The organism is Pseudomonas sp. BIGb0558 (genome assembly GCF_024807515.1).
Lineage (GTDB): Bacteria > Pseudomonadota > Gammaproteobacteria > Pseudomonadales > Pseudomonadaceae > Aquipseudomonas > Aquipseudomonas yamanorum_A.
The window spans coordinates 141,385-164,847 of sequence record NZ_JANUEW010000008.1; the positions used below are offsets into that span (position 1 = coordinate 141,385).

A 23,463-nucleotide genomic window follows, 5' to 3' on the forward strand; every position below is an offset into this window, starting at 1 on the left:
AAAAATAAGCCCGCACGCGGCGGGCTGGAATCAGTTGCGAAAAGCGCGGGGGTTACACCGCCGCGTCGTACTGCAAACGGAACTGGTTGAGCAGCGCAAACACCCGCAGCCCATTGACGTAATCGGGCGGGAACAGCACGTTGACCCGGCTTGGGTCCTGGCTGTCACGCTCGACAATCAGGTGCTCGGCGAACAGTTCGGCGTTCTCCACATGGCCTTCGAGTTCCAGCTTGGCGTACTGGGCGATCAGCTCACCGCGAATAGTGCTCGGGGTCACGATCGGCTGGCCGGCGCCAAAGCGCGTGCCGTCAGCCGCGAGTTTGTGGCGCCCGTACTTGCTGGTGATCACGCTTTGCAGGCGGCGCACGATAAAGGCCGACTGGTGCAGGGTTTCGCTGTCCAGGTAGGAGTTGTCCGCCTGGCCGAAGGCGTTCTTCTGGTAGGTGGTGATCGCCCGCTGAATGCGCACGTAGCCGCCTTCGTAGTAAGCCGTGGCGATGCCGTAGTTGAGCAGCGATTGGCGCTCGGTCAGGGTGAAGCGCTCGCTGGCGTCGGCCGGGTCGAGGCCTGGCAGGCTGCCGCTTTGGGTCGGACGGCTGGCATCGGCGGAGATAAACACCGCGGTGCGCGCCGCCAATGCAGCGGCCTGAACCCAGAACGGTTGCGGCACACCCGGCTCCATGGCCTGGATGGTCACGTGCTGGTCGTTACGCCCTTGCCCGGCCGCCACCAAAGTGCCGATGGTGCCGCGCTTTGCGGTATAGACGTGGCCGAACAGTTGCTTGGCCCACGACCAGCGACCGCTGTTGTCATCCATTACTGCCTGCCAGGCATTGAGGCTGGTGGTGTCGGCCCAGGGCATGCAGATGAATTCAAACGGCTCGTCGCCCAGTGCCGCCAGCGCTGCGAGTTGGTCCGGCACACCGGCGCCCGCCGCCATTTTGCCGATCACGGCGGTGAGACCGTCGGGAATTTGTTCGCCGTTACTCTGACCCAAACGGTTGAGCTGCAGGCTAATGTCGTTACCACTCTCACCGGTCCATTTGGCGGTCAGGGTGACAGTGCCATCGGCGGCTACCGCACTGACCGGCAGGTCGGCGCTGGCGTTGATTTTCAGCGCCAGGGCGGTGGCGGCAACGGCTGCCGTGGCGCCATTGATCACAGTCGTTTGAACCCGGGTGCCGCCGACGTACAGGCTGAGAATGCCGCCCTGGTTCGCGGTGCCGGTCAGCTTGAGATCCGCCTTGGCGGCACTGCCTTCGGTGCTGTGCAGCGGCAGGCACCAGATCTCGCCCACCGGGTCACTCTTGCGGAACGTCTCGTACATCGACGCCAGCATCGAACCCTGGCCACCGATGCGCTTGGCCATGGCCGCGCTCGACACCAGCACCAGGCTGCCGATTTCCGGGCTGGTGACGTTGTCGTTGACCTGGGCCACGATCAGCCGGCGCAAGGCCGACGACGCGCTATTGGCCGCCGAATTGTCCATCTCGGCGTAGAACAGCGGCACACGAATGTCCGCCGGAATATGACTGAATCCAATCGCCATTATTTGGCTCCCTGTAGTTTTGCCGCCTTGACGGCTTTGGTGGTGATGTCGCCATCGGCCAGACGTCGACGCCACCAGGCGTTGTCCGGGACTTCGCGACCTTCGGCCGGCAGCAGATCGCCCGCCTCCGGGTCAGGTACGGCACGGCCGGAAACCGGCAGTACGGTGATGCGTTTGCTCATGGTTTTACCTCGGCAGAAAAGGTCATTTCCAGGCGCCCGTCGGGGCCTGGGCGTTGCAGATTGGGGTCGGCCGGGTCGATGGCATCGACCCGCACCGTCACCCCGGTGAAGGACGGCAAAGCGTCCAGCTCAAGCTCGGGCCAGGTTTCGGCTGGCTGTGTGCTGAGGTTGCGTCCCAGTTGGAACTCGGCGAAAAAGCGCAGCCGGTACAGCCCGCGGGTTTTCGTCAACAGCAGCCAGTCGCCGCCTTCGTACTGGATGGGTTCGTAGAAACGCTCGGGCCTGAAACCCACCAGGGCACGCCAGACTTCGGCGCGCAGGGCGTGGAGTTGGTCCATCGCCATGGCTTGTTGGCCGTCCGCCAGATCGAGTACCAGCACCACGCCGAAATGCTCGCGCAGGGTTTGTCGGGTGGTGTTTTGTGAGCTGTTGGCAGCGGCTTCGTCGGCGATCGGCGTGATGACCGCAGCAGGTGCGTCAGGCAGGGTTTGCAGGGCATCGAGATCAAGGCCGGCATGGATCTGTTGGTTGAAGCCTTGGCAGTGATCACGCAGGTGATTCAGTAACGGGGTGATCTTCATGGGTTCACCGGGCAATAAAAAACCCGCTCGGGAGCGGGTTTGGTTGAGGGGGCGCGGCTAGACAGACAACCCGCCAGCAACAATCGAACTTCGATACCCCGTCGCCGGGTCGCCAACGTGAGTCACCTTGCTGATCGACCAACGTCCCTGCATGTACGACGGCCAGGTTTCATCCAGCAGCAGCAAGCCTTCGGCGGATAGCAACGGGTTGCCGGGGCAATCGATCAGCAACTGCAAATCTTCACGGCCCACGCGGCGCAGCTCACCTTCGGCCACGGCACGCGCTTCCGCTTCGTTCTGGCAGCGTTGGCGCAAGGTTTTGAACGGGGCATTGCCGACCTGAACCACGCGCTGCTTGCCCGCCGCCGCATCCCACCACGTGACGCGGCTACCCTCGTATTTCGCCCGGGATTTCTCATCGAGCCTGGCGGTGATAAAGGCCTGGTCACCGGGGCGGTTGTCAGCCGTGATGGATAATTTCACTTCCGGCAGTTGCTGGAGGGACAGCGATTTGACCTGACCACTTTCAGCCAGCACATACAGCTCGTTGATCGGCTTGCTGACCGCGCAGTAACGCTTGGCGAGGCGTGTGATAAAGGCCATGTCGCTTTCGTTGGACTGGTCGATATGGGGAATCGCGATCCCTTCCAAAGACGGCGCCACACGGGGTGAATAACCGTGAGGACCCACCAGTTGGCGAAACAACGTCCCCAAGGTCGTCGGCCCATAACTGGCAGATCGGCGCTGACGGTAGCCTGTTTGGTCGACCACGCTGAAGGGCGCCGCCGTGGCGACGATCATCAGGCGCATGGGGAACAGCACCGGGGTTCGCTGGGTGACGACGAACTCGCCTTTTTCCACCAGCCCCGACTCCTGGTACCCGACTCGCAAGCCGATTTTTCCACTGAGACTCGGCAGGCCTTCCAGGCCCTCGATATTGAGGGTCAGTTCAAGTCGGTCGGACTCAATGCCCGCCGCGTCGGTGTGGCTCCAGTGCATCAGGCGTTGATTGAGCAGCGCCGCATTGGCGCCGTAAAACTCCACGATCGGGGTAAATCCCTGGGCCATGCTGCCTCCTTAATCCCAAGCCGAAACGGGGCGCACGGCCGTTGGCCGCGACTCCAGTTCGGGCACACTTACCCACACACCGGCTGGCAACACCGGGCCGTACTCTGCGAGGCCGGGGTTCTGGCGCCAAAGGGTTTCTTCAGCTGCGTCATCGCATCGTCCTAGCTCGCGATAGAGCAACAGGTTGACCGAATCACCGGCAATACTTCGGGCTCTACGCATTGACGAATTCCTCCAGTTCCAGGGTCCAGGTCATGACCATGGCGGTGCCGTCATCGATCACATTGCCCTGGGTTTCCACGACAGTATTGATCCGCCACAGGCCCCAGTTGCGCCCGATACCATCGACCAGGGGCAACGGCACCCGCGCATTTTGCAGCGCGCGCAGTTCGTCGAGGCGCTGCATGCCGACGGCGTACATGGCCGTGCCGCTGAACGTGAGTTTTTCCAGTTTCTGACCGTTTTGTCGCGACTGGGGCTTGCTGGCAATAATCGTCAGGTCACTCCAGCCGCCGTCGCTGTTACGCACCAACGAGGAATAGGTAAAGCCCCGGGACAGGCCAAAGATGAAATCGCCGAGTACCATTTGTTGTCGCATCAATCACCTCCTGGGTCGGCCAGTGCCGCGTTGCGCCGGATGCCAAGGGAATCAGTGACCATCGGCATGCATTGGAATTGCAGGGCCTGAATCACCTGGTTGACGACTTGCTGAGCGTCGGCGGGGTTGACGCCGGTGATCTGGATACTCGGGGCAATCGTGACCTGGACATTGTCCGTGCGGGCACTGTTGAGTTCCTTGCTCACCGCATTCGGCGCTGGCAGACGATCACTTGGCCCGAACAATTTTTCACCGAGCCAGGCACCCGCCTCACTGCCAAGCAAACCACCGATTGCACCGCCAACAGCAGTACCGACACCGGGGAAAATCAGGGTCCCGATCGCGGCTCCGGCGGAGGCTCCTGCCCAGGCGCCGCCCGCGGTGCTGAGGCCGGAGGCAACAGCTTTTGCGTCGCCATTGCGTACGCCCTGGACCACATCCATCGCGGTGTCGACGTACTTCAACGGGCCGAGGCGGCGGGTGCCTGCCGATTCCAGCTTGGCAAACGCTCCCGACAAACTCGCGGCCAGACCTTTGCCTGCACCGCGCGCCATACGCCGGTTTGCCGGCGGCGCCGCGTAGGAGGCAAACGAATTGCCAGGGAGATGGGGCGACGCCTGAGCCGCCTGTTTGGCCGAGAACGGAGCAAGCGGCTGGCCCATCGCATTGAGCTGGGGCGTGGCATTTGCCAAGGGAGGAAGGCGTTGTGGCTTGATATCCGCCAACTTGCCATCGACGGCTGCCGTCGGTCCACGTGGAACCGTTTGTCCTGGTTTGGGAAGCTTGACGCGTCGCTTCTTCATATTCCCGGGGGTGCGAGCTTTGTCTTTCTCCCGGGCCGTCTCTCCAACGCTTTCGGGTATCTGTGCAGCCGCCGTTTCAAGTAGGCCGGCGGTGCCAGGGCAACATTGCTTGTCGCCGCCCTTGTCCTTGTCTTTATCGAGCCCCCCGTCCTTGAACAGTTTCCCAACTCCCGGAATCTTGCCAAGCGTCACATCGACCACATTGCCGGCCACTCGGGTCTTGACCGTATCCCACAGGCTCGAACCCAAATCCTTCCCGAGATCCGCCCCTGCCTTGAGGCCCTTGTCCACCCAGGAATCAGAGGCCGTTGCCGGGTCCTTCTGCTCGCTCTTCGGCGCGCCAACGGCGGCATCAGCCGTCTTGGTCGCCAGCGAACCCCCGTTAATGAACAACGTGCTGTTGAGGGTTTCCAGGGTCTCGCGCAGCCGCACCTGCTCCAAGGCCAAGCCGTTGATTTCCAGGCTGGCATTGGCCAGCGCCAGGCCAAGATCCGTCTGCCAGGTAGGCACCGCATCAAGGGAGGAGGGTCCAGTCAAATCCTGGGCCGCCGGTGACAGGTCCGCTGAAAGCTCTCGGTCATACGTCTGCCCGGCAAACGCCAGTGTGTAGTTCATTTGCATCCCGCTCTACTCCTGTTTGACGCCAAGGCGAGTGATCGCGATGTCGTAGCGGCGTAATGCTTTTCCGACTTCCCAGTCCAGGATTTCCGCTTCGTTTACCGAGTAAACCAGCGGCACGACGTCGAGGATTACTTCGATGTCGCGCTCCGAAAGAAGGCCGCCGGTTGATTTAAAAAATCGTCGATGCGCTCCTGCAGTTCGGTCCAGTCGGGCACGGTGAGGTCCGCCAGGTCGGGGATCATCAGACCGGAGCAATGGGCGGTGATGAACTCAGCGCGCTCTTTGGCCGTGGTGAGTTTTTTCATCACTTTGGTGGCGCGCAGGGCCGGCATTTCCAGGGTCACTGCAGTCAGGGTGCGGCCGGCGGCGTTGAGCGGCAGCAGCAGTTTCACCTGCTCGGTGGTGGCCGAATCGCTGGGCTCGCGGGCTGCGTCCAGGAAGAACGAGGCCGGACGGGTCGACATGTCATGCACGTACTGGGCGATGGTCACGTAGTCCGGACGCTTGAGCTGGTCGAGCTCTTTTTCCGACAGGCCGGTGGCGAGTTTCGCCAGTTCAAAAAACTGGTCATCCTCGTCATCACCGGCCCGGGCCAGCGCGTCTTTTTGCGCGGCGTAGTACAGCGGCTTGAGTTGCACCTGCTCGATTGTCGCGCCGGTGTCGGCGGTGATCGGGGACAGCAGGATGTGCAGCGGAGGCATCCAGGCCATGAGTCAATTCCTTGGTCGAACGTTGTTGAAAAGCACCGCACCTCTCGGGGCGAACGCGATCACTGTGGGAGCCGGGCTTGCCCGCGATGGCATCGCCTCGGTGCAATGGATACACCGAGTCGCCTGCATCGCAGGCAAGCCAGCTCCTACAGAAATCGCAAGGGGCTTACGGCATCAGCACCGCGCGGCGGGCATCACCGAGGATGTCGACGCCGTTGAGCACGAATTTCTGGGTGCGCACGTCGATGTCGATCACCGGGATGCCGTTTTCCAGGCGGTTGTAGGTGCGGCAGGAGAACTCCAGGGTGATGGTGGGTTTATCGCCCATCTTCACCGGTGCCTCGGTCAGCGTTTTCAGCTTGCCGCCGATGGTGTGATAGGTGAAGTAAGTCTTGCCGTCCTGGTCCTGACCGGCTTCGCGCACGTTCAGCAAAATGTCGTCGCCCAGGCGCACGCCCAGGGCAAGCATGATTTCCGGACCCGCGCCTTGCAGCTCCAGTGTGGCGTTGAGCACTTTGGCGCTCTTGGCCATTTCCTCGGCGATGAAGCGCCCGCCGGTCATGAGTTCCATATCGAAGTCAATCTTCGGCGGGGTGAAGGAATTGACGGTAGCCGACAACGGCAAGCCCTGAAGGGTGGCCGCAATGGCCTGTCTGACTCGGTTGGTAAACATTAGAGAACGTCCTCCAGGAACTGCTCGATGATTTCATCGCGGGCGTTGAGTTGATAAATCATGTGTTCGTTCGGCGCGTAGCGGCCGTAGTCGATGACGATGAACCAGGTGCCGTTCTTGTACTTCTCGACACTGTTCAATTCCGGGTGCAGGTACACGCTGCCGCCGGGGATGGTTTCGTCGGCCACCAGGGTTTGCAGCCAGTCGTTGATGCGCTTCACCTCCTGGTCCATGAACGACTTGGTGAGGTTCTTGGCCATGGCTTTCTGGCCGGCCTTGACCAGCTTGCGGCTGATCGCATCTTCCAGGCCGACGTAGCTGATGAACTTGCCGGTGATGGAACGGTTACCCAGCAGCGAGAAACCGCCGAGGATGGTGCGGGCGTAGTAGCTCACGCCGTAGCGGTTGAGCAGGTCGCCTTCGGTGGAGGTGTCGAGGATGTTGTACTCAACCACGCGGGAAACGTCTTCGGCGAAGGTCACCTGATTGCCCGGGCTTTCCCACTGCTTGACCTTGGCCAGTGCCGCGATGGCCAGGGACGACGGCGCCAGGAACACGTTTTTCTTCGCCGCCTTGGAGTACACCGACGGCATGTTGTGCACCAGCAGGCAACGGTCGAAGCCCAGGTCGGCACCGCCCAGTTCGCCGCTGTAGGTCACCTGGTCGGCGACGGTAGCGTCCTTGCCGTCCAGGACTACACGGGCCTTGATGCGCTTGCCGAAGGAGGCGAATTCGCCGGCCACGGCCTTGGTGCCGGTGAAGCCAGGGGCGCCGATGATGGTCAGGTCTTCGGGGACGCTGGCCAGGGCGGCGAGGCCCAGTTTGCGGCCGGTGACCGGCTCTTCACCGCCGATTACGTTATTGATGGTGTCGGCCGGGGTGGTGCCCTCGTCGACGATCACCACGTAGACCGGCACCTTGACCACTTTGAGGATCTGGTACACGGCGTGGAACAGCGTGCCGGTTTCAGCGCCGGTAGGGTCCAGCAGCGCCTGGGTGGTGAAGCTGTTGATGCGGAACGGGGCGTTTTTCGGAATCGACGCATGGGCGTTGGGGGCAGTGCCCACCAGGCCGATGACGTTATCGCCCAGGCCACCCATGGCCTCGGGGGATTCGGTGGCGTTCACGGTGATGCCGTTGTGCTCGAAGTTCAAAACCTCAGCCATGATCAGTCAGCCTTCTTCGGGGTGGAGTTGAGGACGCTGGTCAGTTCCAGGCGGCCAGCGGTGCGCAGGGCGGATGCTTCGACGTCCAGCAGTTCCAGTTCCTCGCCGGCGGTAGACCAGTGGCCGTTGCCGGTGGGGAATGGAATGAGGACGGTGTAGGTTTGGCGATTGGCCATAGGTGGATCTCCAGGCGAAAAAAAAACCGCCAAGGCGGTTTTGTGTGACTGTCACGAGAATGGAACATGGGGCCGTTAGGCGATCTGCTAACGCTCTTTTTAAGGAAGTGCTAGTTGTGGTAATTCAGAAACGAGATCTTGCGGACTGAACACCTCGCGCGTCTCCTGCTCGACGGCATCAAACTGCTCATAGCAGTAAGCCCAGCACAGCGACCGCCAGGAACGGAAGGCCTGGCCCTGAGCCTGAAAGCGCGGTACTGCCGGCTCATCGGCATAGCTAATCGCATTCTTGATATCGTCATATCCTGCGGACTTGGCCGTCTGATCCAGAAACGCCCGAACTACCGCAACACACTCAAGCTTGCGCTGTTCCCACGTCAATTCGGGCGGTTCCAAAATAATGGGGCGATTACCATCGGCCCCGATCACTTTGCCAGAGGCTTGAGCTGCGAAAAGTGCTTGGTACTCTTCAAGACTGACTTCCCGCAGCTCTCCTGCGAGCGGCAGGCAGCAGTCCGGATTTGCCACTTCAATCAAGGGTGGTTCTGCCGTGACATCTGCAATGCCAACGGTAGGCCGTTGCGCTTCAGGGGCGTTGGGATCAACTTCCCAAGCGGGATCCGGAATGTTGACCATAGGCCTTTCCCACGTCGGATCGGGGATCCGAAGTGTCCGCTCGCCATGGGCTCGGGTATCGTAAAAACCTAATGTTTGGGCATGAAAGAAAATCGTCATAGTCAGTAGCCTGTGGCTTCCCAGTAAATATCATCAGGTGAGTTGAACGGCCCGGAAATAACCGAAAACTGCGTATTGCTGACGATCAAGGTATTAGTGCCCGTTGCGGCATCGGAGTAAAAGAGACTCGTCCGGCTTGCTACAAGCGATGCACACCGATTGGGGAACGCGATAGGAAAACTGCGATGGGTGACGGTATCCGAAGCGCCCAAGGTAATTCCCCACTGCTTGATCATTCCCGTCTGGGCACACTTCCACCAACCATTGGGCCCAAGTGAGGCCGTATTTTTAAGCACGGCTCCCGGCACGTCGGCTGTGGCCGGCGGCAGGTTTGTCAGGCCGGCGGCGTTGCCGCTATAGATGCCTGAGATCGACAAATGCCCCCCTTCGGTAAGGGTCATGGCGTTATTCGTGCCGCCCACATGAGTGACGACCTGTGGCGGCGAGGTGCTGGTTCCGCCGGAATAAGCCTCCATTGCCGCTAGGTGTCGCTCATTCCAGCACGTTGCCCGCCACACCAGGTATGCCAAGTAGTTTGCCGGCGCATTGATCTGCACAGCCGGAGAGCGGCCTCGCCATGCGACAAATCCCCCGCCCATGTCAGGTAGCTCAAAGCTGGCGGTGCCTGACATCAAGCCACCCGTGGTGGGTAACTTGGAGTTGTCGGAAATCGCGATGTTGGCCGTGCCATCGAATGACACACCATTGATTTGGCGTGGAGTCGCCAGCCGGGAGGTTGTTCCGGAGTTTCCGGACACATCAATATTGTAGGAACCTTGCAGTCGTGCAGCAGGTACGGTCCCCTGAGTCAGGGCGTTCGCGTTAAGGTTTAGGAGTTGGCTACCCTCGCCGAGGTAGGCGCCCTTGATGGTCAAGTTACCTTGGCCTTCAAATAGGAAAGCGCTCGGCACAGCCCCCATATGAAGTGCTACTACCGGGAGCGAGGTCGAAGTACCACCAGAGTAAACATCCATGGACGCCAGATGACGTTCCCCCCACATCGTCCCCTTCCAAATAGAGTAACTATACGAGTTGATCGGACAGTTAATCTGGAGGGCGGGGATACGTTTTTGCCAATCGACAAAAGCCCCTCCCATGCCAGAAAACTCTGCGCTGATTGCGCCAGTCATAGTTCCGCCTTTTAGGGGCAACTTCGACTCATCGGTCAGTTTCCCGAACATCGACGCAATTTCATCTTTCGTATAGGCATCCCTGATGCCCATCTCAGCCAACGTTCCAGGGTTCGTGCCGCCTATGGTTCGACCATATTTGTCGACAGTCAGGACTTTGTAGGTGCCCGCCTGAACACCACTCCTTCCCGCCAGCATCTCGAATGCCAGCGGGGTGGAGCCCAACGCGATAACCCCTTTGCTGACCGACTGCCACAAAGAGCCTCCATAGGCAGCGCCCTCTTCAACAATGACGCTAAGTCCAGGAGAGACTCTTTGACTGGAGCTGGCATCCATCGAGCGCGACCAGGCACTATTGGCAACAATATAAATACCGTTGTCCTTCGCCAACGTCTGACCTGCGACCAGTACGCGTTGGCCAGCAATCACTGCAACCCCATCGATTTGCTGCGCGCCACTCAAGACGATATTTGCCGTAGCCGCCACACGAACCGACTGCTTGCTATCAAGCTTGGCCAGCTCGTCGCCGAGATAATCAACGACCCACGCCCGAGTTGCCTTGACGACGGTGTCATCAATCAACAATGTCACCAGGGACGCATTACTCGTTTCGAAAATCGAACGGATGTAAAACTCTTTGCCCGACCCAGATGTCGCCAGTACGGGTTTGAACGACTCCGGGTACTTGACGATGGCGTACAACACGCCGTTATCGGTCCAGATACCCGCCTCGCGCACATACCACCCACCGACATCAGACGGAATCGTCACCTCTGCCAGGAGCCAGCTGGGATTTTTCTCGTCTTGGAAAAGGGCATTCAATGGCCCCCTCCATACCTCGCGCTTCAATGCTTTGGCGGTCGCATCCGGGTTATAGACAGCGCCGTTGCCATCACCAACCGAAATTTGTGCAAGCTTGATCGGAAGCCCAGCGGCCTTGCAGGCAGTTTCGTAGGCAATTCCATCATTGGTAAGAAGAGTATAAAAGTCGGCCATTTAGAACCTCTGAGGATAAATAGTGAGCGTCTCGACGCTATAAAGGCCGGCGGCAGAGAATGCGTTGCCGGCGGCTTTCAGTCCGTCGATAACAATCGGATGGACAATGGTAAGTTCGCCACATACCGTCGCGGCAGCGATGGAATGGGTACCAAATGCGCTCAATCCCACAGAGACCGACAGGATGTCGCGTTCGCTTTTTGCAGCGGCTAATCGCTGGTCCAGTCGAGCGTCCATTTCTTCGCTGTAAGCCAGGCTTGTGAACGCTCTCACTGAGAAGCTGTAAGGCGCACCGATTGGCGTTTGCTCGTACCACGAGCGAACCTGCGGGACCAACTGCAGGCCTGTAGCGGCGTTTTCCAGCGCTTTCCGTGTACCGGACTGGCGAGCGATCGGCCAAGCGAGCTTCACCGTGCCCCTCTTTTCAGCCTCAGGAGCACTGGAACTCCATTCAGTAACACCACGATCTGCCGCCAGGTACGGTAAGAAGTCCACTGGTGTTAGCAGCGGGTTCATCAAGGCGGGAAAGGGTGGCGTCACCCGATCGAGCAACTGCCCGAAACCCAAGTCCAGCGCCTTCTCCAACGGAGAACTGTTGGCAGGCAGCAAACTGCCTTTTGGCTCGTTCATAGCGTGCGCACCTCCACCTCGACACCCGTGCAGTACGGCGCCTGAAACGCCGTGGTGACGATCGGCTCCAGCGGCTCAAGGATCTGCAATTGCGCAGCGCCCGCCGAGTGGATGGCGTAGTCGATCCAGCTCGGGTCCACCCGCCCTTCCAGGCGATGACAAGACTCGGCGTAGGTTTGCAGCAGCTGCTGCGCGGCCACTTGGGTCAGCCCGGAGTCCGGGCCGGCGTTGATCTTGGCCACCACGCGAATTTTGTAACGTAGGATCTGTGCACCCTGCACCGTGACAAGATCCGTTTCCGGCCGCACATCAGGCCGGGCGAAATGCCGGCGCACACCGTCAAGCAGATCAGCAGGTGGCGTGCCATCCCCGTCTCGGGCCAAGACCGTCACCATCACTTCACCCGGTGCAGTTCGGCGGCCGTTGCCATCCTTGACCCGAGCCGCGTAGCCGTCCGGGTCGAAGGTATAAGTGACCGTCACCACCCCGGGCGTGGCGCTTTGTACTTTCACTGACGGACGCTCACCCAGGGTGAAAACCTCCCGGCGATACTGCATCCGCGAGCCCGCCGCCGGAGCGTGAGGCGCGAGGTAATAACGCAGGCGGGCGTCATCGTCGCTTTCCAGCGTCGGCGGCACTGGCGGGAAAGCCGCCGGATCGCCGGGATCAAGCACCTGCCGCTCCAGGCCCATGTCGGCAAGCCGGGCATCGAGGTTGCTGTCGGTGGCCCACCACGCCAGCATCTGCTTGATTCGGGCGTTGTATTTGCGCTCGTGGGTTTGCAAGCGAACGCAAAAGGCCTCCAGTGCCAACGTCAACAGCTCGCTTTCATTCTCAAGACTGACCTTGAGCTTGGCCGCATTTTCCGGCGCACGCGTAGCGACGTAATCCACGACAAACGCCTTGAACTCCGCCAGCAACGGTTCGAACTCATCGACGGCAATGATCGCCGGCTCGGCCAACTGGTTCTGGCCGGGTATCAGCATGCTCATGTCACCACCTCGAAAGATTGTTTGCGGTTTTTCCAGGTGCCGGCGAAGCGCAACAACAGGCCGGCGCCCTGGCGGTTGGCGACGATGACTTGCGGCTCGAAGTCGGCGATGCCGTTCTGTGGGTTGTAGAACGCTTGGGCGGCATGGCTCTGGGCGAGAATCAGCAGGTCGTCGCCGAGGTTCTGCCCGAGCAGTTGCGGGATCATCGAGCCGTACAGCGGGCGCTTCTGGCGGGTGCCCAAGGGCGTGGTCAGCGCTCGGGTGGCGCGCTGTACGAATTGCAGCCAGTCATCGACGGCCGCCCCGGTGTTCCGATCGATTCCAATCATGGGATGTCCTTGTCAGGGGCTGATGACCCGGCCCTGGTGGTCCACCACCGGGCCGCTGAAGTGCGCGCCGCCGGCATCCAGCAACAGGTTGGTGCCGCCGACTTGCAGGGAGATGCTCTGGGCGCTCATCGTCAGGCTGGCGGGGCCGACCTTGAGATCGACCTGTTCGCGGGAGCCGACAAGCGTGGTAGGGCCATTGACCCAGTTGAAGGTATGACTGGCGTCGTCATAGTCGGTTTGCGTGCCGTCCTGATGGCGGCGCCGGGTCAGCGTCGGGACGCTGGAGACCGGCGGAAAACGGTCGCTGTTCAAGCCGAACAACGCCACCGATTGCGCCCCGCCCTCCCCGCCGCCGTAGTTGAGCAACAAGCACTGCTCGCCCACGGAAGGGAGGCGGGTTTCGGTTTGCTCTCCGGCACTGGGGTTGAAAAAACGAATCGCCGGGGTGAGCAAGTCGCCGTGGCTGACCTTGCAGGTATTACTGGCGGCGTCGACCTCCTGGCACACGCCGATGCGGCAGAAACTTTCGGCGCGGCGATAGAGGTCTTCGAGTTGGGATTCCATTTCTGCCAGGCGCTCGATGATCGGGCCCAGTTGCATGCGTAACAGCGCGTCGAACATGGGCTACTCCGCCAGGGGTTTGTATTGGTCGGGGTCGTCGATGTCCGTGACTTCCCATGTGCAGGCAAACAGAGGCTTGCCGGTGGGATCGTTGAGCAACGGCGGTCCGATATAGAGGGTTTGGGTGAAGGTGACAGCCCAGGTGTCGTAGTCCGTTTCTGCGGTGGCCCGTATTGAGGGTGCAGCGACGATATTGATGGGCAAATCGCATTGCGCCTGCGGCAGGTTCCAGCGGTTATCCAGCACCAGGTCCATCAGTTGGCTGGCCAGGTCGCAGGCATCAAACGGCAATGCACCCGGAGCGACCATGGCCTTGAGTGAAATCCCCAGGGCATGGGCCTTGCGCCCTTCACGGGAGCGGATACCCGGGCCATTGCCTTCGACGGTGATCAACACACCGGTGTTATCCCCGGGGCCCTGAAAATCCTGGTGATTGCCGACCTTCAGGTCCGGAAAGGCAATATGCAGCGCCTCGCTGATGGCCTGGGGCAGTTGGGAAGGTTTTTCGATGAGGGTCATTTAAGTAGCGTCCTTGCAACGGTTACTGCGGGTCCCGGCCAGAGCCTTCGTTGACGCCGATGCGCTTGGCCGCCCAACGCTCATACAAGCCGATGGCCACGTCGGCGCCGGCCATGGCGGTCAGGCAACCAATGGCGCCGGCCGTCCAGATCGACATGCCGGCGGCGTAGCACAGCATCAGGGCTGATACCCCGCACACCATGCAGGCCCCGGAACGCAGGGCCAGGCGCCGCAACAGCGACCAACCACGGGCGCCTTCCTTGTCGGCGCGCCACATTTCGCCGGAAACACCGCCGATCAGGGCCAGTACGATCACCAGCCAGATAGGCATTTCCGCTAACGCTTGCTGCTCGTTTGTCATGTCACGCCTCCTGGCTGAGCATTACCGGCGCAGTGCCGGGTCTTGGGTAATTCCATTTATAGGTAGGCATTCCAAAAAGCCCGGTTGCCCGGGCTTTTCAGTAATGATGTCCTCGGTCTTTCGGCGCTATTGGCGCGGTACGGACCTTTCCTCAATGTTTTTCCGACCACGATCCCTGTCTGCCGGATAACTGCTTCTGGTGCTTTACGCTGCACACCCGGGCCAGTTGCCAACCCTCTGAACCGTTAAGGCCGGTTCATCGCTGCCTGTTCTTGAAGCGGTTTGAAACTAAAGAGCGTCGGCATCCTTGCCGGTGTTGCCTGGCATCCGTGCCATCGCTTCGATGGCGTCCTTGCCGGTGTTGCGTAACGTCCTTGTCTTCCTTGGCAGCATCCTTGCCGCCTCCACCAGGCCTTCTTGGCTGGCTTGAGATGGAGAATATGCATGTATGCATATACAGTCAATGCACAAATGCATTTATTTTTACTCGATATATGCATGGGTGCATTCATGGCCTTATAGGTACGGGGTTTGGTGGTTTTGCGCAGGCGAAAAAAAGCCCGCTCATTGGCGGGCTTTGTCTTACGCAGAAGGATCAGCGGGCGTACATGCCCCACCAGAAGACGTGACCGAGAATGCTGATCTGCTCTTCCTGGATGTCCTGAAAGCTGTAGTCCTCATCCGGGTGTTCATCACGGTTGAAGCTGCGCAGGCGGATCCCGGAAGGCAGGCGATAGAGCTGTTTCACCCGCAGCTGGCCGTTGTGGTTGATGGCATACAAATCGCCGTCGACGATGTCACCAATCCCACACTTGCCGGCGTTGACGCCTACGGTCGCGCCGTCACGCAGCACCGGCAACATACTGTTGCCGCGCACCGTCACGCACTTGGCCTGGTCGAACTGCACACCGTTATGCCGCAGGCTGCGCTTGCCGAATCGCAGGCTGGCCTTCTCGCTTTCCTCGATGACGAATCTTCCTGATCCAGCAGCCAATTCAACCTCGCGCAGAAAGGGGATCGACACCTCGTCATCATTAACGGGTGTGTCGTCGTCCCACAGGCTTATGTCCTTGAGTTCCGAATGCATCGGGTCGCGCTCCTCCAACCGCGCCGGCACCAGCGCCGCGCGCCCGCGCAACTGATCAGTGCTGACCTGGAAGTAATCGGCGATGCGCGAGATGTGCTTGTCCGACGGATCAACGATCTTGCCGCTGAGGATCCGGGACAGCGTGGATTGAGGCACGCCGGTACGCCGGTGAAGCTCCGTGGGGGAGATCCGGTCGCGGTCCAGCAGCTCTCTTAAGACGATAGAAACGTTGCGTTTTTGCATAACGCGGATAGTGCAGGCAGTTTTGATGCTTGGCAAATGCTAATTTGCATATTTTATGCGTTATCGGTGAGTTTTAATGTCTCTCATGCAAAACCTCCCTATACAGCCGAGGAACTTCTGCGCAAAGCGATGTCAATTTGATATCTCATCGAAATACTCGTCGAGATTGAATCAATCAGTGCCAGGCTGCGTCCGCGTAAACCAAGGAAGAAAGTAATGAGATTCGTGCTTGCGATGTTGTTGATGTTCAGCGGTTACACCTTCGCCAACTGCTCCAACATCACTGACTCTGATCAGCGTAACTACTGCAATGCCAAGCAAAGCGGCAGCAGTTGCTCCTACATCAGCAACTCCGATCTGCGTGCCGCCTGTAATGCAGAGGTGGGTGGAAGTTCTTGCAGCTATATCAGCGACAGTAATTTGCGCACGCAGTGTGACTCCATGAAGCGCTGATGCGTTGAAAGGGAGCTTGCCCACGAGGGGGCGCAGAGGGGTCCCCAAAAAAGGGACTGCTGCGCAGCCCAACGGGAGCAAGCTCCCTCGCCACAGTTACAATGTTCATCCTGAACCAGCTGGCAATAGGCACCTCCCTCCGTTTAGTTTTTACCTATCCGTTTGTGAACTGCGAAGCCCCGACCTCGCGTGTTAACCTTGCGCCCATTGCAAAAAATGCTGGGCCAAGCGCCCCCTTTGCCCCATCACTTTCAACGAATTTGCCAACTATCCAATGAGTAAAAACACCTCCGATCTGTCCTCCCACACCCCGATGATGCAGCAGTACTGGCGCCTGAAAAACCAGCACCCTGATCAGTTGATGTTCTACCGCATGGGCGACTTCTACGAGATCTTCTATGAAGACGCGAAGAAGGCCGCCAAGTTGCTGGACATCACCCTGACCGCGCGCGGGCAGTCGGCCGGGCAGGCAATTCCGATGTGTGGGATTCCTTACCATTCGTTGGAAGGCTATCTGGTCAAGCTGGTTAAGCTGGGCGAATCGGTGGTGATCTGTGAGCAGATCGGCGACCCGGCTACCAGCAAGGGCCCGGTAGAACGTCAGGTGGTGCGCATCATTACCCCGGGCACGGTGAGTGATGAAGCACTGCTGGATGAGCGTCGCGATAACCTGATCGCTGCGGTATTGGGGGACGAACGCCTGTTCGGCCTGGCGGTGCTGGATATCACCAGTGGCAACTTCACGGTGCTGGAGATCAAGGGCTGGGAAAACCTGCTGGCGGAACTGGAGCGCGTCAACCCGGTGGAACTGATGATTCCGGATGACTGGCCAAAGGACCTGCCGGCGGAACGTCGTCGTGGGACCAAGCGCCGCGCGCCGTGGGATTTTGAGCGTGATTCGGCACTGAAAAGCCTGTGCCAGCAATTCTCCGTGCAAGACCTCAAGGGCTTCGGTTGCGAAACCCTGACCCTGGCCATCGGCGCCGCCGGTTGCCTGCTCAGCTACGCCAAGGAAACCCAGCGTACCGCCCTGCCACACCTGCGCAGCCTGCGGCATGAACGTCTGGACGACACCGTGGTGCTGGATGGCGCAAGCCGTCGCAACCTGGAACTGGATACCAACCTGGCCGGCGGGCGCGACAATACCCTGCAATCGGTGGTCGACCGTTGCCAGACCGCCATGGGCAGCCGCCTTCTGACCCGCTGGCTGAACCGTCCGCTGCGGGATTTGACGGTGCTGCAAGCCCGCCAAACCTCTATTACTTGCCTGCTGGACCGCTACCGCTTTGAAAAGCTGCAACCGCAGCTCAAGGAAATCGGCGACATCGAGCGGATCCTCGCGCGGATCGGCCTGCGTAACGCGCGGCCCCGTGACCTGGCGCGCCTGCGGGACGCGCTGGGCGCCCTGCCGCAACTGCAAGCGGCGATGACCGAACTGGAAGCGCCACACCTGCAACAACTGGCAGTCACCACCAGCACCTACCCGGACCTGGCGGCCTTGCTGGAAAAAGCCATCATCGACAACCCGCCCGCGATCATCCGTGACGGTGGCGTGTTGAAGACCGGTTACGACACCGAACTGGACGAACTGCAATCCCTGAGCGAGAACGCCGGGCAGTTCCTGATCGACCTGGAAGCCCGTGAAAAAGCCCGTACGGGCCTCGCCAACCTGAAAGTCGGCTACAACCGTGTGCATGGCTACTTTATCGAGTTGCCAAGCAAGCAGGCCGAGCAGGCGCCGATCGACTACCAGCGCCGCCAGACCCTCAAGGGCGCCGAGCGCTTTATCACCCCGGAACTGAAAGCCTTCGAAGACAAGGCGCTGTCAGCGAAAAGCCGCGCCCTGGCTCGGGAGAAGATGCTCTACGAAGCGTTGCTGGAAAGCTTGATCGACAAGCTGGCGCCGTTGCAGGACACCGCCGCCGCCCTGGCCGAACTGGATGTGTTGAGCAACCTGGCCGAGCGCGCCCTGAACCTTGACCTGAACTGCCCGCGGTTTGTCAGCGAGCCGTGCATGCGCATTGTGCAAGGCCGCCACCCGGTGGTGGAGCAGGTTCTGACCACGCCGTTCGTCGCCAACGACCTGTCGCTGGACGACGACACCCGCATGCTGGTGATCACCGGTCCGAACATGGGCGGTAAATCCACCTACATGCGCCAGACCGCGTTGATCGTGTTGCTGGCCCATATCGGCAGCTTCGTGCCGGCGGCCAGTTGCGAGTTGTCCCTGGTGGACCGCATCTTCACCCGGATCGGTTCCAGTGATGACCTGGCTGGTGGCCGTTCGACCTTTATGGTGGAGATGAGCGAAACCGCCAACATCCTGCACAACGCCACCGAGCGCAGCCTGGTGCTGATGGACGAAGTGGGACGCGGCACGAGCACCTTCGACGGGCTGTCCCTGGCGTGGGCCGCAGCCGAGCGGTTGGCGCACCTGCGGGCGTATACGCTGTTCGCGACGCACTATTTCGAGCTGACCGTGCTGCCGGAAAACGAGCCGTTGGTGGCCAACGTTCACCTCAATGCCACCGAGCACAACGAGCGCATCGTATTCCTGCACCATGTGCTGCCCGGCCCGGCGAGCCAGAGTTACGGCCTGGCCGTAGCGCAGTTGGCGGGTGTGCCGGCGGAGGTGATCACCCGCGCCCGCGAGCACCTGAGCCGCCTGGAAGAAACCGCCCTGCCCCACGAGCTTCCCGTGGCCAGCCCGGCCAAAGCCAGCAACAAACCGAGCACGCCGCACCAGAGCGACATGTTCGCCAGCCTGCCTCATCCAGTACTGGATGAGTTGGCTAAACTTGATCTGGACGACTTGACGCCGCGAAAAGCGCTCGAAATGTTATATGCACTTAAGACTCGGATATAACGCAGACGCTTGCAAGCTGGTAGACTCTCGCGCGGTTTGGGATGCTGCGGGCTTTTAGCCTGGCCTGCAGACTATCGCTCCCGAACCTCGCGAGCCCTGCCACAAAGGGTTTCGCTGCCGCCGCCTGAGGAGAAAATTAGAAATGACCTTCGTCGTCACCGACAACTGCATCAAGTGCAAGTACACCGACTGCGTAGAAGTGTGTCCGGTGGACTGCTTCTACGAAGGCCCGAACTTCCTGGTCATCCACCCGGACGAGTGCATTGACTGCGCCCTGTGTGAGCCAGAATGCCCGGCCGTCGCGATTTTCTCCGAGGACGAAGTCCCGGCAGAGATGCAGGAATTTATTCAGTTGAACGTTGAGCTGGCGGAAATCTGGCCGAATATCACTGAGCGCAAAGACCCGATGCCGGATGCGGCAGAGTGGGATGGCAAAAAAGACAAGATTGCAGACCTCGAGCGCTGATCGCGTCGATGCCCTCCAAAAGGCCCCTTGCGGGCCTTTTTGCATTTCTGCGGGGCGGGTTTCACTTTTCTACAGGCAAAAAAAAGGGGCGGTATGACCCGCCCACATTTTTTCCCTAGTCCCTGTGTTCCTTTTCATCGTCCTGATGAATCGCATCCTGCGAGGTTCCCTGAATCATCGTTCCGTGATGACTGTGTCAATCCGTGGACACAGGGCTGATCTTAGAGAGTTCCCGGGGAAGTTCAACGGGATCCAAATCGCTGGACTACAGGTTTCGATGTTCAGACACGAATAAATAATTGTTATATTTCAATTAGATAGAATTATAGACGGCCGATTCGAGACGTCCGCACCAGCGAAAAAACCCAAACGCTTACGAAAAAGTAAGTGAATGCTTACACCAGCAATTACGCAAAAGGGTAACAAGCGCATCCTGCGTGTTCGCCAGACAAGAAAAAGCCCCGACGCAGTCGAGGCTTTTTTCCCATCGGGTGGGTCAGTCGTCGCTGACAGTGATGGTCGGCATCGCCTGGGCCGCGGCTTCCTGCAGGACGATTCGTGCGCCTACGTGACGGGCCAGTTCCTGGTAGACCATGGCAATCTGGCCGTCGGGCTCGGCGACGACCGTTGGCTTGCCGCCGTCAGCCTGCTCACGAATCCCCATGGACAGGGGCAACGACGCCAGCAGTTCAACCCCGTACTGGGTGGCCAGCTTCTCGCCGCCGCCTTCACCGAACAGATGCTCGGCGTGGCCGCAGTTGGAGCAGATGTGCACCGCCATGTTTTCCACGACGCCCAGCACCGGGATGTTGACCTTGCGGAACATCTCCACGCCCTTGCGGGCATCCAGCAGCGCCAGGTCCTGCGGCGTGGTGACGATCACCGCGCCAGCCACCGGCACTTTCTGCGCCAGGGTCAGCTGGATATCGCCGGTGCCTGGCGGCATATCGATCACCAGGTAGTCCAGGTTACCCCAGTCGGTCTGGGTGACCAGTTGCAGCAAGGCGCCGGAAACCATCGGGCCGCGCCACACCATTGGCGTGTTGTCATCGGTCAGGAAGGCCATGGACATCACTTCAACACCATGGGACTCGATCGGCACGAACCATTTCTGGTCCTTGATCTTCGGCCGGGTGCCTTCGGCGATGCCGAACATCACGCCTTGGCTGGGGCCATAAATGTCGGCGTCGAGAATGCCGACGCGTGCGCCTTCGCGGGCCAGAGCCAGCGCCAGGTTGGCCGCGGTGGTGGATTTGCCCACGCCACCCTTGCCGGAGGCCACGGCCACCACGTTCTTGACGTTGGCCAGGCCCGGGATCTGCGCCTGGGCCTTGTGCGGGGCGATCACGCACTGGATGTCGACCTTGGCCGAACTGACGCCGTCCAGGCCTTCAATAGCCATTTGCAGCATCTGCGCCCAGCCGCTCTTGAACAGGCCTGCGGCGTAGCCCAGCTCAAGCTGGACCGAAACCTTGTCGCCCTGCACGTCGATGGCGCGTACGCACCCGGCGCTGACCGGGTCCTGGTTGAGGTAGGGGTCGGTGTATTGGCGAAGAACGGCTTCCACCGCTGCGCGATTGACGGCGCTCATGGGCTACTCCCGAAAAAAGACTGACTAAAACAGGCGGCTATCCTAACCGTTCCAGCGCCCCAGCGGCACGCTTTCGGCCGACGGGAAAATCCTGAAACAGCCGCACGGGGTGAAATAAATTTCCCGGCGCTTTATAGTGGCCGACCTCCGTTTCATCAAGTAGCCGAGCCCCATGTCCGAGCCACGCAAGATCCTCGTCACCAGCGCCCTGCCCTATGCCAATGGTTCCATCCACCTTGGCCATATGCTTGAGTACATCCAGACCGATATGTGGGTGCGCTTCCAGAAGCATCGCGGCAATCAATGCATTTATGTCTGCGCGGACGACGCCCACGGTTCGGCCATCATGTTGCGCGCCGAGAAGGAAGGCATCACCCCGGAACAACTGATCGCCAACGTCCAGGCTGAACACAGCGCCGACTTTGCCGAGTTCCTGGTGGATTTCGACAACTTCCACTCGACCCACTCCGACGAAAACCGCGAGCTGTCGAGCCAGATCTACCTGCGCCTCAAAGACGCCGGGCACATTGCCACGCGTTCGATCACCCAGTATTTCGACCCGGAAAAGAAAATGTTCCTGGCCGACCGCTTCATCAAGGGCACCTGCCCGAAATGCGGCACTGAGGACCAGTACGGCGACAACTGCGAGAAATGCGGCGCCACCTACGCGCCTACCGACCTGAAGGATCCGAAGTCGGCCATCTCTGGCGCCACCCCGGTGCTCAAGGATTCCCAGCACTTCTTCTTCAAGCTCCCGGATTTCCAGCAGATGCTGCAAACCTGGACCCGCAGCGGCACCCTGCAGGACGCCGTGGCCAACAAGATCGCCGAATGGCTGGACGCCGGCCTGCAACAGTGGGACATCTCCCGCGATGCGCCGTACTTCGGCTTTGAGATTCCGGGCGAACCTGGCAAGTACTTCTATGTGTGGCTGGACGCGCCGATCGGGTACATGGCCAGTTTCAAGAACCTGTGCGACCGCACGCCGGAGCTGGACTTCGACGCGTTCTGGGCCAAGGACTCCACCGCCGAGCTGTACCACTTCATCGGCAAGGACATCGTCAACTTCCACGCGCTGTTCTGGCCGGCGATGCTCGAAGGCTCGGGCTACCGCAAGCCCACCGGCATCGCGGTTCACGGCTACCTGACGGTCAACGGCCAGAAAATGTCCAAGTCCCGTGGCACCTTCATCAAGGCGCGCACCTACCTGGACCACCTGTCGCCGGAATACCTGCGCTACTACTACGCCTCCAAGCTGGGCCGTGGCGTCGACGACCTCGACCTGAACCTGGAAGACTTCGTACAGAAGGTCAACTCGGACCTGGTGGGCAAGGTCGTCAACATCGCCAGCCGTTGCGCCGGTTTTATCCACAAGGGCAACTCCGGTGTGCTGGTGGCGGAAAATGCCGCGCCCGAGCTGACCGAAGCGTTCCTGGCCGCTGCGCCAAGCATCGCGGACGCGTATGAAGCCCGCGACTTTGCCCGCGCCATGCGCGAGATCATGGGCCTGGCCGACCGTGCCAACGCCTGGATCGCCGACAAGGCGCCGTGGTCGCTGAACAAACAGGAAGGCAAGCAGGCTGAAGTCCAGGCTATCTGTGCCACGGGCGTCAACCTGTTCCGCCAGTTGGTGATTTTCCTCAAGCCGGTACTGCCACTGCTGGCGGCCGACGCCGAGGCGTTCCTCAACGTGCCGCCGCTGACCTGGAACGACCACGCGACCTTGCTCAGCAAGCATCAGTTGAACGAGTTCAAGCCGCTGATGACCCGTATCGACCCGGTAAAAGTCCAGGCCATGACCGACGCTTCGAAAGAAGACCTCGAAGCCAGCAAGACCGACACCGGCGATGCAGCCCCTGCGGGCAATGGCGAATTGGCGAAAGATCCGTTGTCGCCGGAAATCGACTTCGACGCCTTTGCCGCGGTAGACCTGCGTGTTGCGCTGATCATCAAGGCCGAAGCCGTGGAAGGCGCCGACAAACTGCTGCGCCTGACGCTGGACATTGGTGACGAGCAACGCAACGTGTTCTCCGGGATCAAGAGCGCTTATCCGGACCCGTCCAAGCTCGATGGTCGCCTGACCATGATGATCGCCAACCTCAAGCCAAGGAAAATGAAGTTCGGCATCTCCGAAGGCATGGTGATGGCGGCCGGCCCCGGCGGCGAAGAGATCTACCTGTTGAGCCCGGACAGCGGTGCCAAGCCAGGTCAGCGCATCAAGTAAACTGCCTGTAGTGAGCGGGCTCCCAAACGAAGCCAGTTGAATGTGGGAGCTGTCGAGCCCCAGCGAGGCTGCGATGCTGGCGCTGAGGTTCGG

The 23,463-nt window shown here is 60.3% G+C and carries 25 protein-coding genes; 4 read left to right on the plus strand and 21 right to left on the minus strand.

Annotated features, from left to right (window positions below):
• Positions 1–52 precede the first annotated feature (52 nt).
• The 20 genes from M2400_RS13200 to M2400_RS13295 all read right to left on the minus strand — a co-directional run bounded on the left by M2400_RS13200 (position 53) and on the right by M2400_RS13295 (position 15,770).
• Complete coding sequence (locus M2400_RS13200) at positions 53–1,549, minus strand: phage tail sheath subtilisin-like domain-containing protein (RefSeq protein ID WP_177079726.1); 1,497 nt, start codon at positions 1,547–1,549, stop codon at positions 53–55.
• Positions 1,549–1,731: a DUF2635 domain-containing protein gene (locus tag M2400_RS13205; RefSeq protein ID WP_177046832.1), complete on the minus strand. Its 183-nt coding sequence runs from the start codon at positions 1,729–1,731 to the stop codon at positions 1,549–1,551. Before M2400_RS13205 ends, M2400_RS13200 begins: the two co-directional genes overlap by 1 nt.
• Positions 1,728–2,312 (minus strand): hypothetical protein, encoded by a 585-nt coding sequence (locus tag M2400_RS13210; protein ID WP_177046834.1) that lies wholly within the window; start codon positions 2,310–2,312, stop codon positions 1,728–1,730. The genes M2400_RS13205 and M2400_RS13210 overlap by 4 nt, the downstream gene beginning before the upstream one ends.
• Before the next feature lie 57 nt (positions 2,313–2,369).
• Positions 2,370–3,380 (minus strand): contractile injection system protein, VgrG/Pvc8 family, encoded by a 1,011-nt coding sequence (locus M2400_RS13215; protein WP_259196956.1) that lies wholly within the window; start codon positions 3,378–3,380, stop codon positions 2,370–2,372.
• 9 nt (positions 3,381–3,389) lie between these two features.
• On the minus strand, positions 3,390–3,602 hold the full coding sequence (locus tag M2400_RS13220; protein WP_177046838.1) for a tail protein X: 213 nt from the start codon (positions 3,600–3,602) through the stop codon (positions 3,390–3,392).
• Positions 3,595–3,978 carry a phage tail protein gene (locus tag M2400_RS13225; RefSeq protein WP_177121910.1) on the minus strand — a complete coding sequence of 128 codons (384 nt, stop codon included), beginning with the start codon at positions 3,976–3,978 and terminating at the stop codon, positions 3,595–3,597. The genes M2400_RS13220 and M2400_RS13225 overlap by 8 nt, the downstream gene beginning before the upstream one ends.
• A complete protein-coding gene (locus M2400_RS13230; RefSeq protein WP_259196958.1) occupies positions 3,978–5,402 on the minus strand; it encodes a tail tape measure protein in 1,425 nt (474 codons plus the stop codon). Before M2400_RS13230 ends, M2400_RS13225 begins: the two co-directional genes overlap by 1 nt.
• 128 nt (positions 5,403–5,530) lie before the next feature.
• Positions 5,531–6,112 (minus strand): phage tail assembly protein, encoded by a 582-nt coding sequence (locus tag M2400_RS13235; protein WP_177079722.1) that lies wholly within the window; start codon positions 6,110–6,112, stop codon positions 5,531–5,533.
• Positions 6,113–6,278: 166 nt separating this feature from the next.
• Complete coding sequence (locus tag M2400_RS13240; protein ID WP_177046846.1) at positions 6,279–6,785, minus strand: phage major tail tube protein; 507 nt, start codon at positions 6,783–6,785, stop codon at positions 6,279–6,281.
• Positions 6,785–7,951, minus strand: a complete 1,167-nt coding sequence (locus tag M2400_RS13245) for a tail protein (protein WP_003208663.1) — start codon at positions 7,949–7,951, stop codon at positions 6,785–6,787. The genes M2400_RS13240 and M2400_RS13245 overlap by 1 nt, the downstream gene beginning before the upstream one ends.
• A gap of 2 nt (positions 7,952–7,953) precedes the next feature.
• Positions 7,954–8,127 (minus strand): hypothetical protein, encoded by a 174-nt coding sequence (locus tag M2400_RS13250; protein ID WP_008433539.1) that lies wholly within the window; start codon positions 8,125–8,127, stop codon positions 7,954–7,956.
• A 99-nt stretch (positions 8,128–8,226) separates the two neighbouring features.
• Positions 8,227–8,862, minus strand: coding sequence for a hypothetical protein (locus tag M2400_RS13255; protein ID WP_177046850.1), 636 nt, complete (start codon positions 8,860–8,862; stop codon positions 8,227–8,229).
• Between the two features lie 2 nt (positions 8,863–8,864).
• The gene (locus M2400_RS13260) at positions 8,865–10,988 is read right to left on the minus strand and encodes a phage tail protein (RefSeq protein ID WP_259196966.1); all 2,124 of its coding nucleotides are present in this window, start codon (positions 10,986–10,988) and stop codon (positions 8,865–8,867) included.
• Positions 10,989–11,618 carry a phage tail protein I gene (locus M2400_RS13265; RefSeq protein ID WP_259196968.1) on the minus strand — a complete coding sequence of 210 codons (630 nt, stop codon included), beginning with the start codon at positions 11,616–11,618 and terminating at the stop codon, positions 10,989–10,991.
• Positions 11,615–12,610 carry a baseplate J/gp47 family protein gene (locus M2400_RS13270; RefSeq protein ID WP_259196970.1) on the minus strand — a complete coding sequence of 332 codons (996 nt, stop codon included), beginning with the start codon at positions 12,608–12,610 and terminating at the stop codon, positions 11,615–11,617. The genes M2400_RS13265 and M2400_RS13270 overlap by 4 nt, the downstream gene beginning before the upstream one ends.
• Positions 12,607–12,939: a phage baseplate protein gene (locus M2400_RS13275; RefSeq protein WP_003208675.1), complete on the minus strand. Its 333-nt coding sequence runs from the start codon at positions 12,937–12,939 to the stop codon at positions 12,607–12,609. Before M2400_RS13275 ends, M2400_RS13270 begins: the two co-directional genes overlap by 4 nt.
• 12 nt (positions 12,940–12,951) lie before the next feature.
• Positions 12,952–13,560, minus strand: a complete 609-nt coding sequence (locus M2400_RS13280; protein ID WP_177115579.1) for a phage baseplate assembly protein V — start codon at positions 13,558–13,560, stop codon at positions 12,952–12,954.
• A gap of 3 nt (positions 13,561–13,563) precedes the next feature.
• Positions 13,564–14,079, minus strand: coding sequence for a hypothetical protein (locus M2400_RS13285; RefSeq protein ID WP_177046857.1), 516 nt, complete (start codon positions 14,077–14,079; stop codon positions 13,564–13,566).
• A gap of 22 nt (positions 14,080–14,101) precedes the next feature.
• Positions 14,102–14,440, minus strand: coding sequence for a phage holin family protein (locus M2400_RS13290; RefSeq protein ID WP_177115577.1), 339 nt, complete (start codon positions 14,438–14,440; stop codon positions 14,102–14,104).
• 595 nt (positions 14,441–15,035) lie between these two features.
• Complete coding sequence (locus tag M2400_RS13295; protein WP_177046861.1) at positions 15,036–15,770, minus strand: XRE family transcriptional regulator; 735 nt, start codon at positions 15,768–15,770, stop codon at positions 15,036–15,038.
• Positions 15,771–15,986: 216 nt separating this feature from the next.
• Between M2400_RS13295 and M2400_RS13300 the strand changes: the two genes are divergently transcribed.
• The 3 genes from M2400_RS13300 to fdxA all read left to right on the plus strand — a co-directional run bounded on the left by M2400_RS13300 (position 15,987) and on the right by fdxA (position 19,555).
• Positions 15,987–16,223, plus strand: coding sequence for a hypothetical protein (locus M2400_RS13300; RefSeq protein WP_177079718.1), 237 nt, complete (start codon positions 15,987–15,989; stop codon positions 16,221–16,223).
• Between the two features lie 274 nt (positions 16,224–16,497).
• A complete protein-coding gene (mutS, locus tag M2400_RS13305; protein ID WP_259196978.1) occupies positions 16,498–19,089 on the plus strand; it encodes a DNA mismatch repair protein MutS in 2,592 nt (863 codons plus the stop codon).
• Between the two features lie 142 nt (positions 19,090–19,231).
• Positions 19,232–19,555, plus strand: coding sequence for a ferredoxin FdxA (fdxA, locus tag M2400_RS13310; RefSeq protein ID WP_259196980.1), 324 nt, complete (start codon positions 19,232–19,234; stop codon positions 19,553–19,555).
• 496 nt (positions 19,556–20,051) lie between these two features.
• Here the strand turns inward: fdxA and apbC are convergent, their stop codons facing one another.
• Positions 20,052–21,146, minus strand: a complete 1,095-nt coding sequence (apbC, locus tag M2400_RS13315) for an iron-sulfur cluster carrier protein ApbC (RefSeq protein WP_259196982.1) — start codon at positions 21,144–21,146, stop codon at positions 20,052–20,054.
• A gap of 172 nt (positions 21,147–21,318) precedes the next feature.
• Here apbC and metG point away from each other — a divergent pair, with 172 nt between their 5' ends.
• A complete protein-coding gene (gene metG / locus M2400_RS13320; RefSeq protein WP_259196983.1) occupies positions 21,319–23,370 on the plus strand; it encodes a methionine--tRNA ligase in 2,052 nt (683 codons plus the stop codon).
• The last annotated feature ends 93 nt before the right edge of the window (positions 23,371–23,463 follow it).

What these genes read in the sequence shown, in the direction of transcription:
- M2400_RS13230 (WP_259196958.1), bottom strand. Translation starts at nt 5,402, where the DNA reads ATGCAAATGAACTACACACTGGCGTTTGCCGGGCAGACGTATGACCGA.
- fdxA (WP_259196980.1), top strand. Translation starts at nt 19,232, where the DNA reads ATGACCTTCGTCGTCACCGACAACTGCATCAAGTGCAAGTACACCGAC.
- M2400_RS13225 (WP_177121910.1), bottom strand. Translation starts at nt 3,978, where the DNA reads ATGCGACAACAAATGGTACTCGGCGATTTCATCTTTGGCCTGTCCCGG.
- M2400_RS13250 (WP_008433539.1), bottom strand. Translation starts at nt 8,127, where the DNA reads ATGGCCAATCGCCAAACCTACACCGTCCTCATTCCATTCCCCACCGGC.
- M2400_RS13270 (WP_259196970.1), bottom strand. Translation starts at nt 12,610, where the DNA reads ATGAGCATGCTGATACCCGGCCAGAACCAGTTGGCCGAGCCGGCGATC.
- M2400_RS13200 (WP_177079726.1), bottom strand. Translation starts at nt 1,549, where the DNA reads ATGGCGATTGGATTCAGTCATATTCCGGCGGACATTCGTGTGCCGCTG.
- metG (WP_259196983.1), top strand. Translation starts at nt 21,319, where the DNA reads ATGTCCGAGCCACGCAAGATCCTCGTCACCAGCGCCCTGCCCTATGCC.
- mutS (WP_259196978.1), top strand. Translation starts at nt 16,498, where the DNA reads ATGAGTAAAAACACCTCCGATCTGTCCTCCCACACCCCGATGATGCAG.
- M2400_RS13205 (WP_177046832.1), bottom strand. Translation starts at nt 1,731, where the DNA reads ATGAGCAAACGCATCACCGTACTGCCGGTTTCCGGCCGTGCCGTACCT.
- M2400_RS13245 (WP_003208663.1), bottom strand. Translation starts at nt 7,951, where the DNA reads ATGGCTGAGGTTTTGAACTTCGAGCACAACGGCATCACCGTGAACGCC.
- M2400_RS13210 (WP_177046834.1), bottom strand. Translation starts at nt 2,312, where the DNA reads ATGAAGATCACCCCGTTACTGAATCACCTGCGTGATCACTGCCAAGGC.
- M2400_RS13280 (WP_177115579.1), bottom strand. Translation starts at nt 13,560, where the DNA reads ATGTTCGACGCGCTGTTACGCATGCAACTGGGCCCGATCATCGAGCGC.
- M2400_RS13290 (WP_177115577.1), bottom strand. Translation starts at nt 14,440, where the DNA reads ATGACAAACGAGCAGCAAGCGTTAGCGGAAATGCCTATCTGGCTGGTG.
- M2400_RS13235 (WP_177079722.1), bottom strand. Translation starts at nt 6,112, where the DNA reads ATGGCCTGGATGCCTCCGCTGCACATCCTGCTGTCCCCGATCACCGCC.
- M2400_RS13275 (WP_003208675.1), bottom strand. Translation starts at nt 12,939, where the DNA reads ATGATTGGAATCGATCGGAACACCGGGGCGGCCGTCGATGACTGGCTG.
- M2400_RS13215 (WP_259196956.1), bottom strand. Translation starts at nt 3,380, where the DNA reads ATGGCCCAGGGATTTACCCCGATCGTGGAGTTTTACGGCGCCAATGCG.
- M2400_RS13220 (WP_177046838.1), bottom strand. Translation starts at nt 3,602, where the DNA reads ATGCGTAGAGCCCGAAGTATTGCCGGTGATTCGGTCAACCTGTTGCTC.
- M2400_RS13240 (WP_177046846.1), bottom strand. Translation starts at nt 6,785, where the DNA reads ATGTTTACCAACCGAGTCAGACAGGCCATTGCGGCCACCCTTCAGGGC.
- M2400_RS13255 (WP_177046850.1), bottom strand. Translation starts at nt 8,862, where the DNA reads ATGACGATTTTCTTTCATGCCCAAACATTAGGTTTTTACGATACCCGA.
- M2400_RS13265 (WP_259196968.1), bottom strand. Translation starts at nt 11,618, where the DNA reads ATGAACGAGCCAAAAGGCAGTTTGCTGCCTGCCAACAGTTCTCCGTTG.
- M2400_RS13295 (WP_177046861.1), bottom strand. Translation starts at nt 15,770, where the DNA reads ATGCAAAAACGCAACGTTTCTATCGTCTTAAGAGAGCTGCTGGACCGC.
- apbC (WP_259196982.1), bottom strand. Translation starts at nt 21,146, where the DNA reads ATGAGCGCCGTCAATCGCGCAGCGGTGGAAGCCGTTCTTCGCCAATAC.
- M2400_RS13300 (WP_177079718.1), top strand. Translation starts at nt 15,987, where the DNA reads ATGAGATTCGTGCTTGCGATGTTGTTGATGTTCAGCGGTTACACCTTC.
- M2400_RS13260 (WP_259196966.1), bottom strand. Translation starts at nt 10,988, where the DNA reads ATGGCCGACTTTTATACTCTTCTTACCAATGATGGAATTGCCTACGAA.
- M2400_RS13285 (WP_177046857.1), bottom strand. Translation starts at nt 14,079, where the DNA reads ATGACCCTCATCGAAAAACCTTCCCAACTGCCCCAGGCCATCAGCGAG.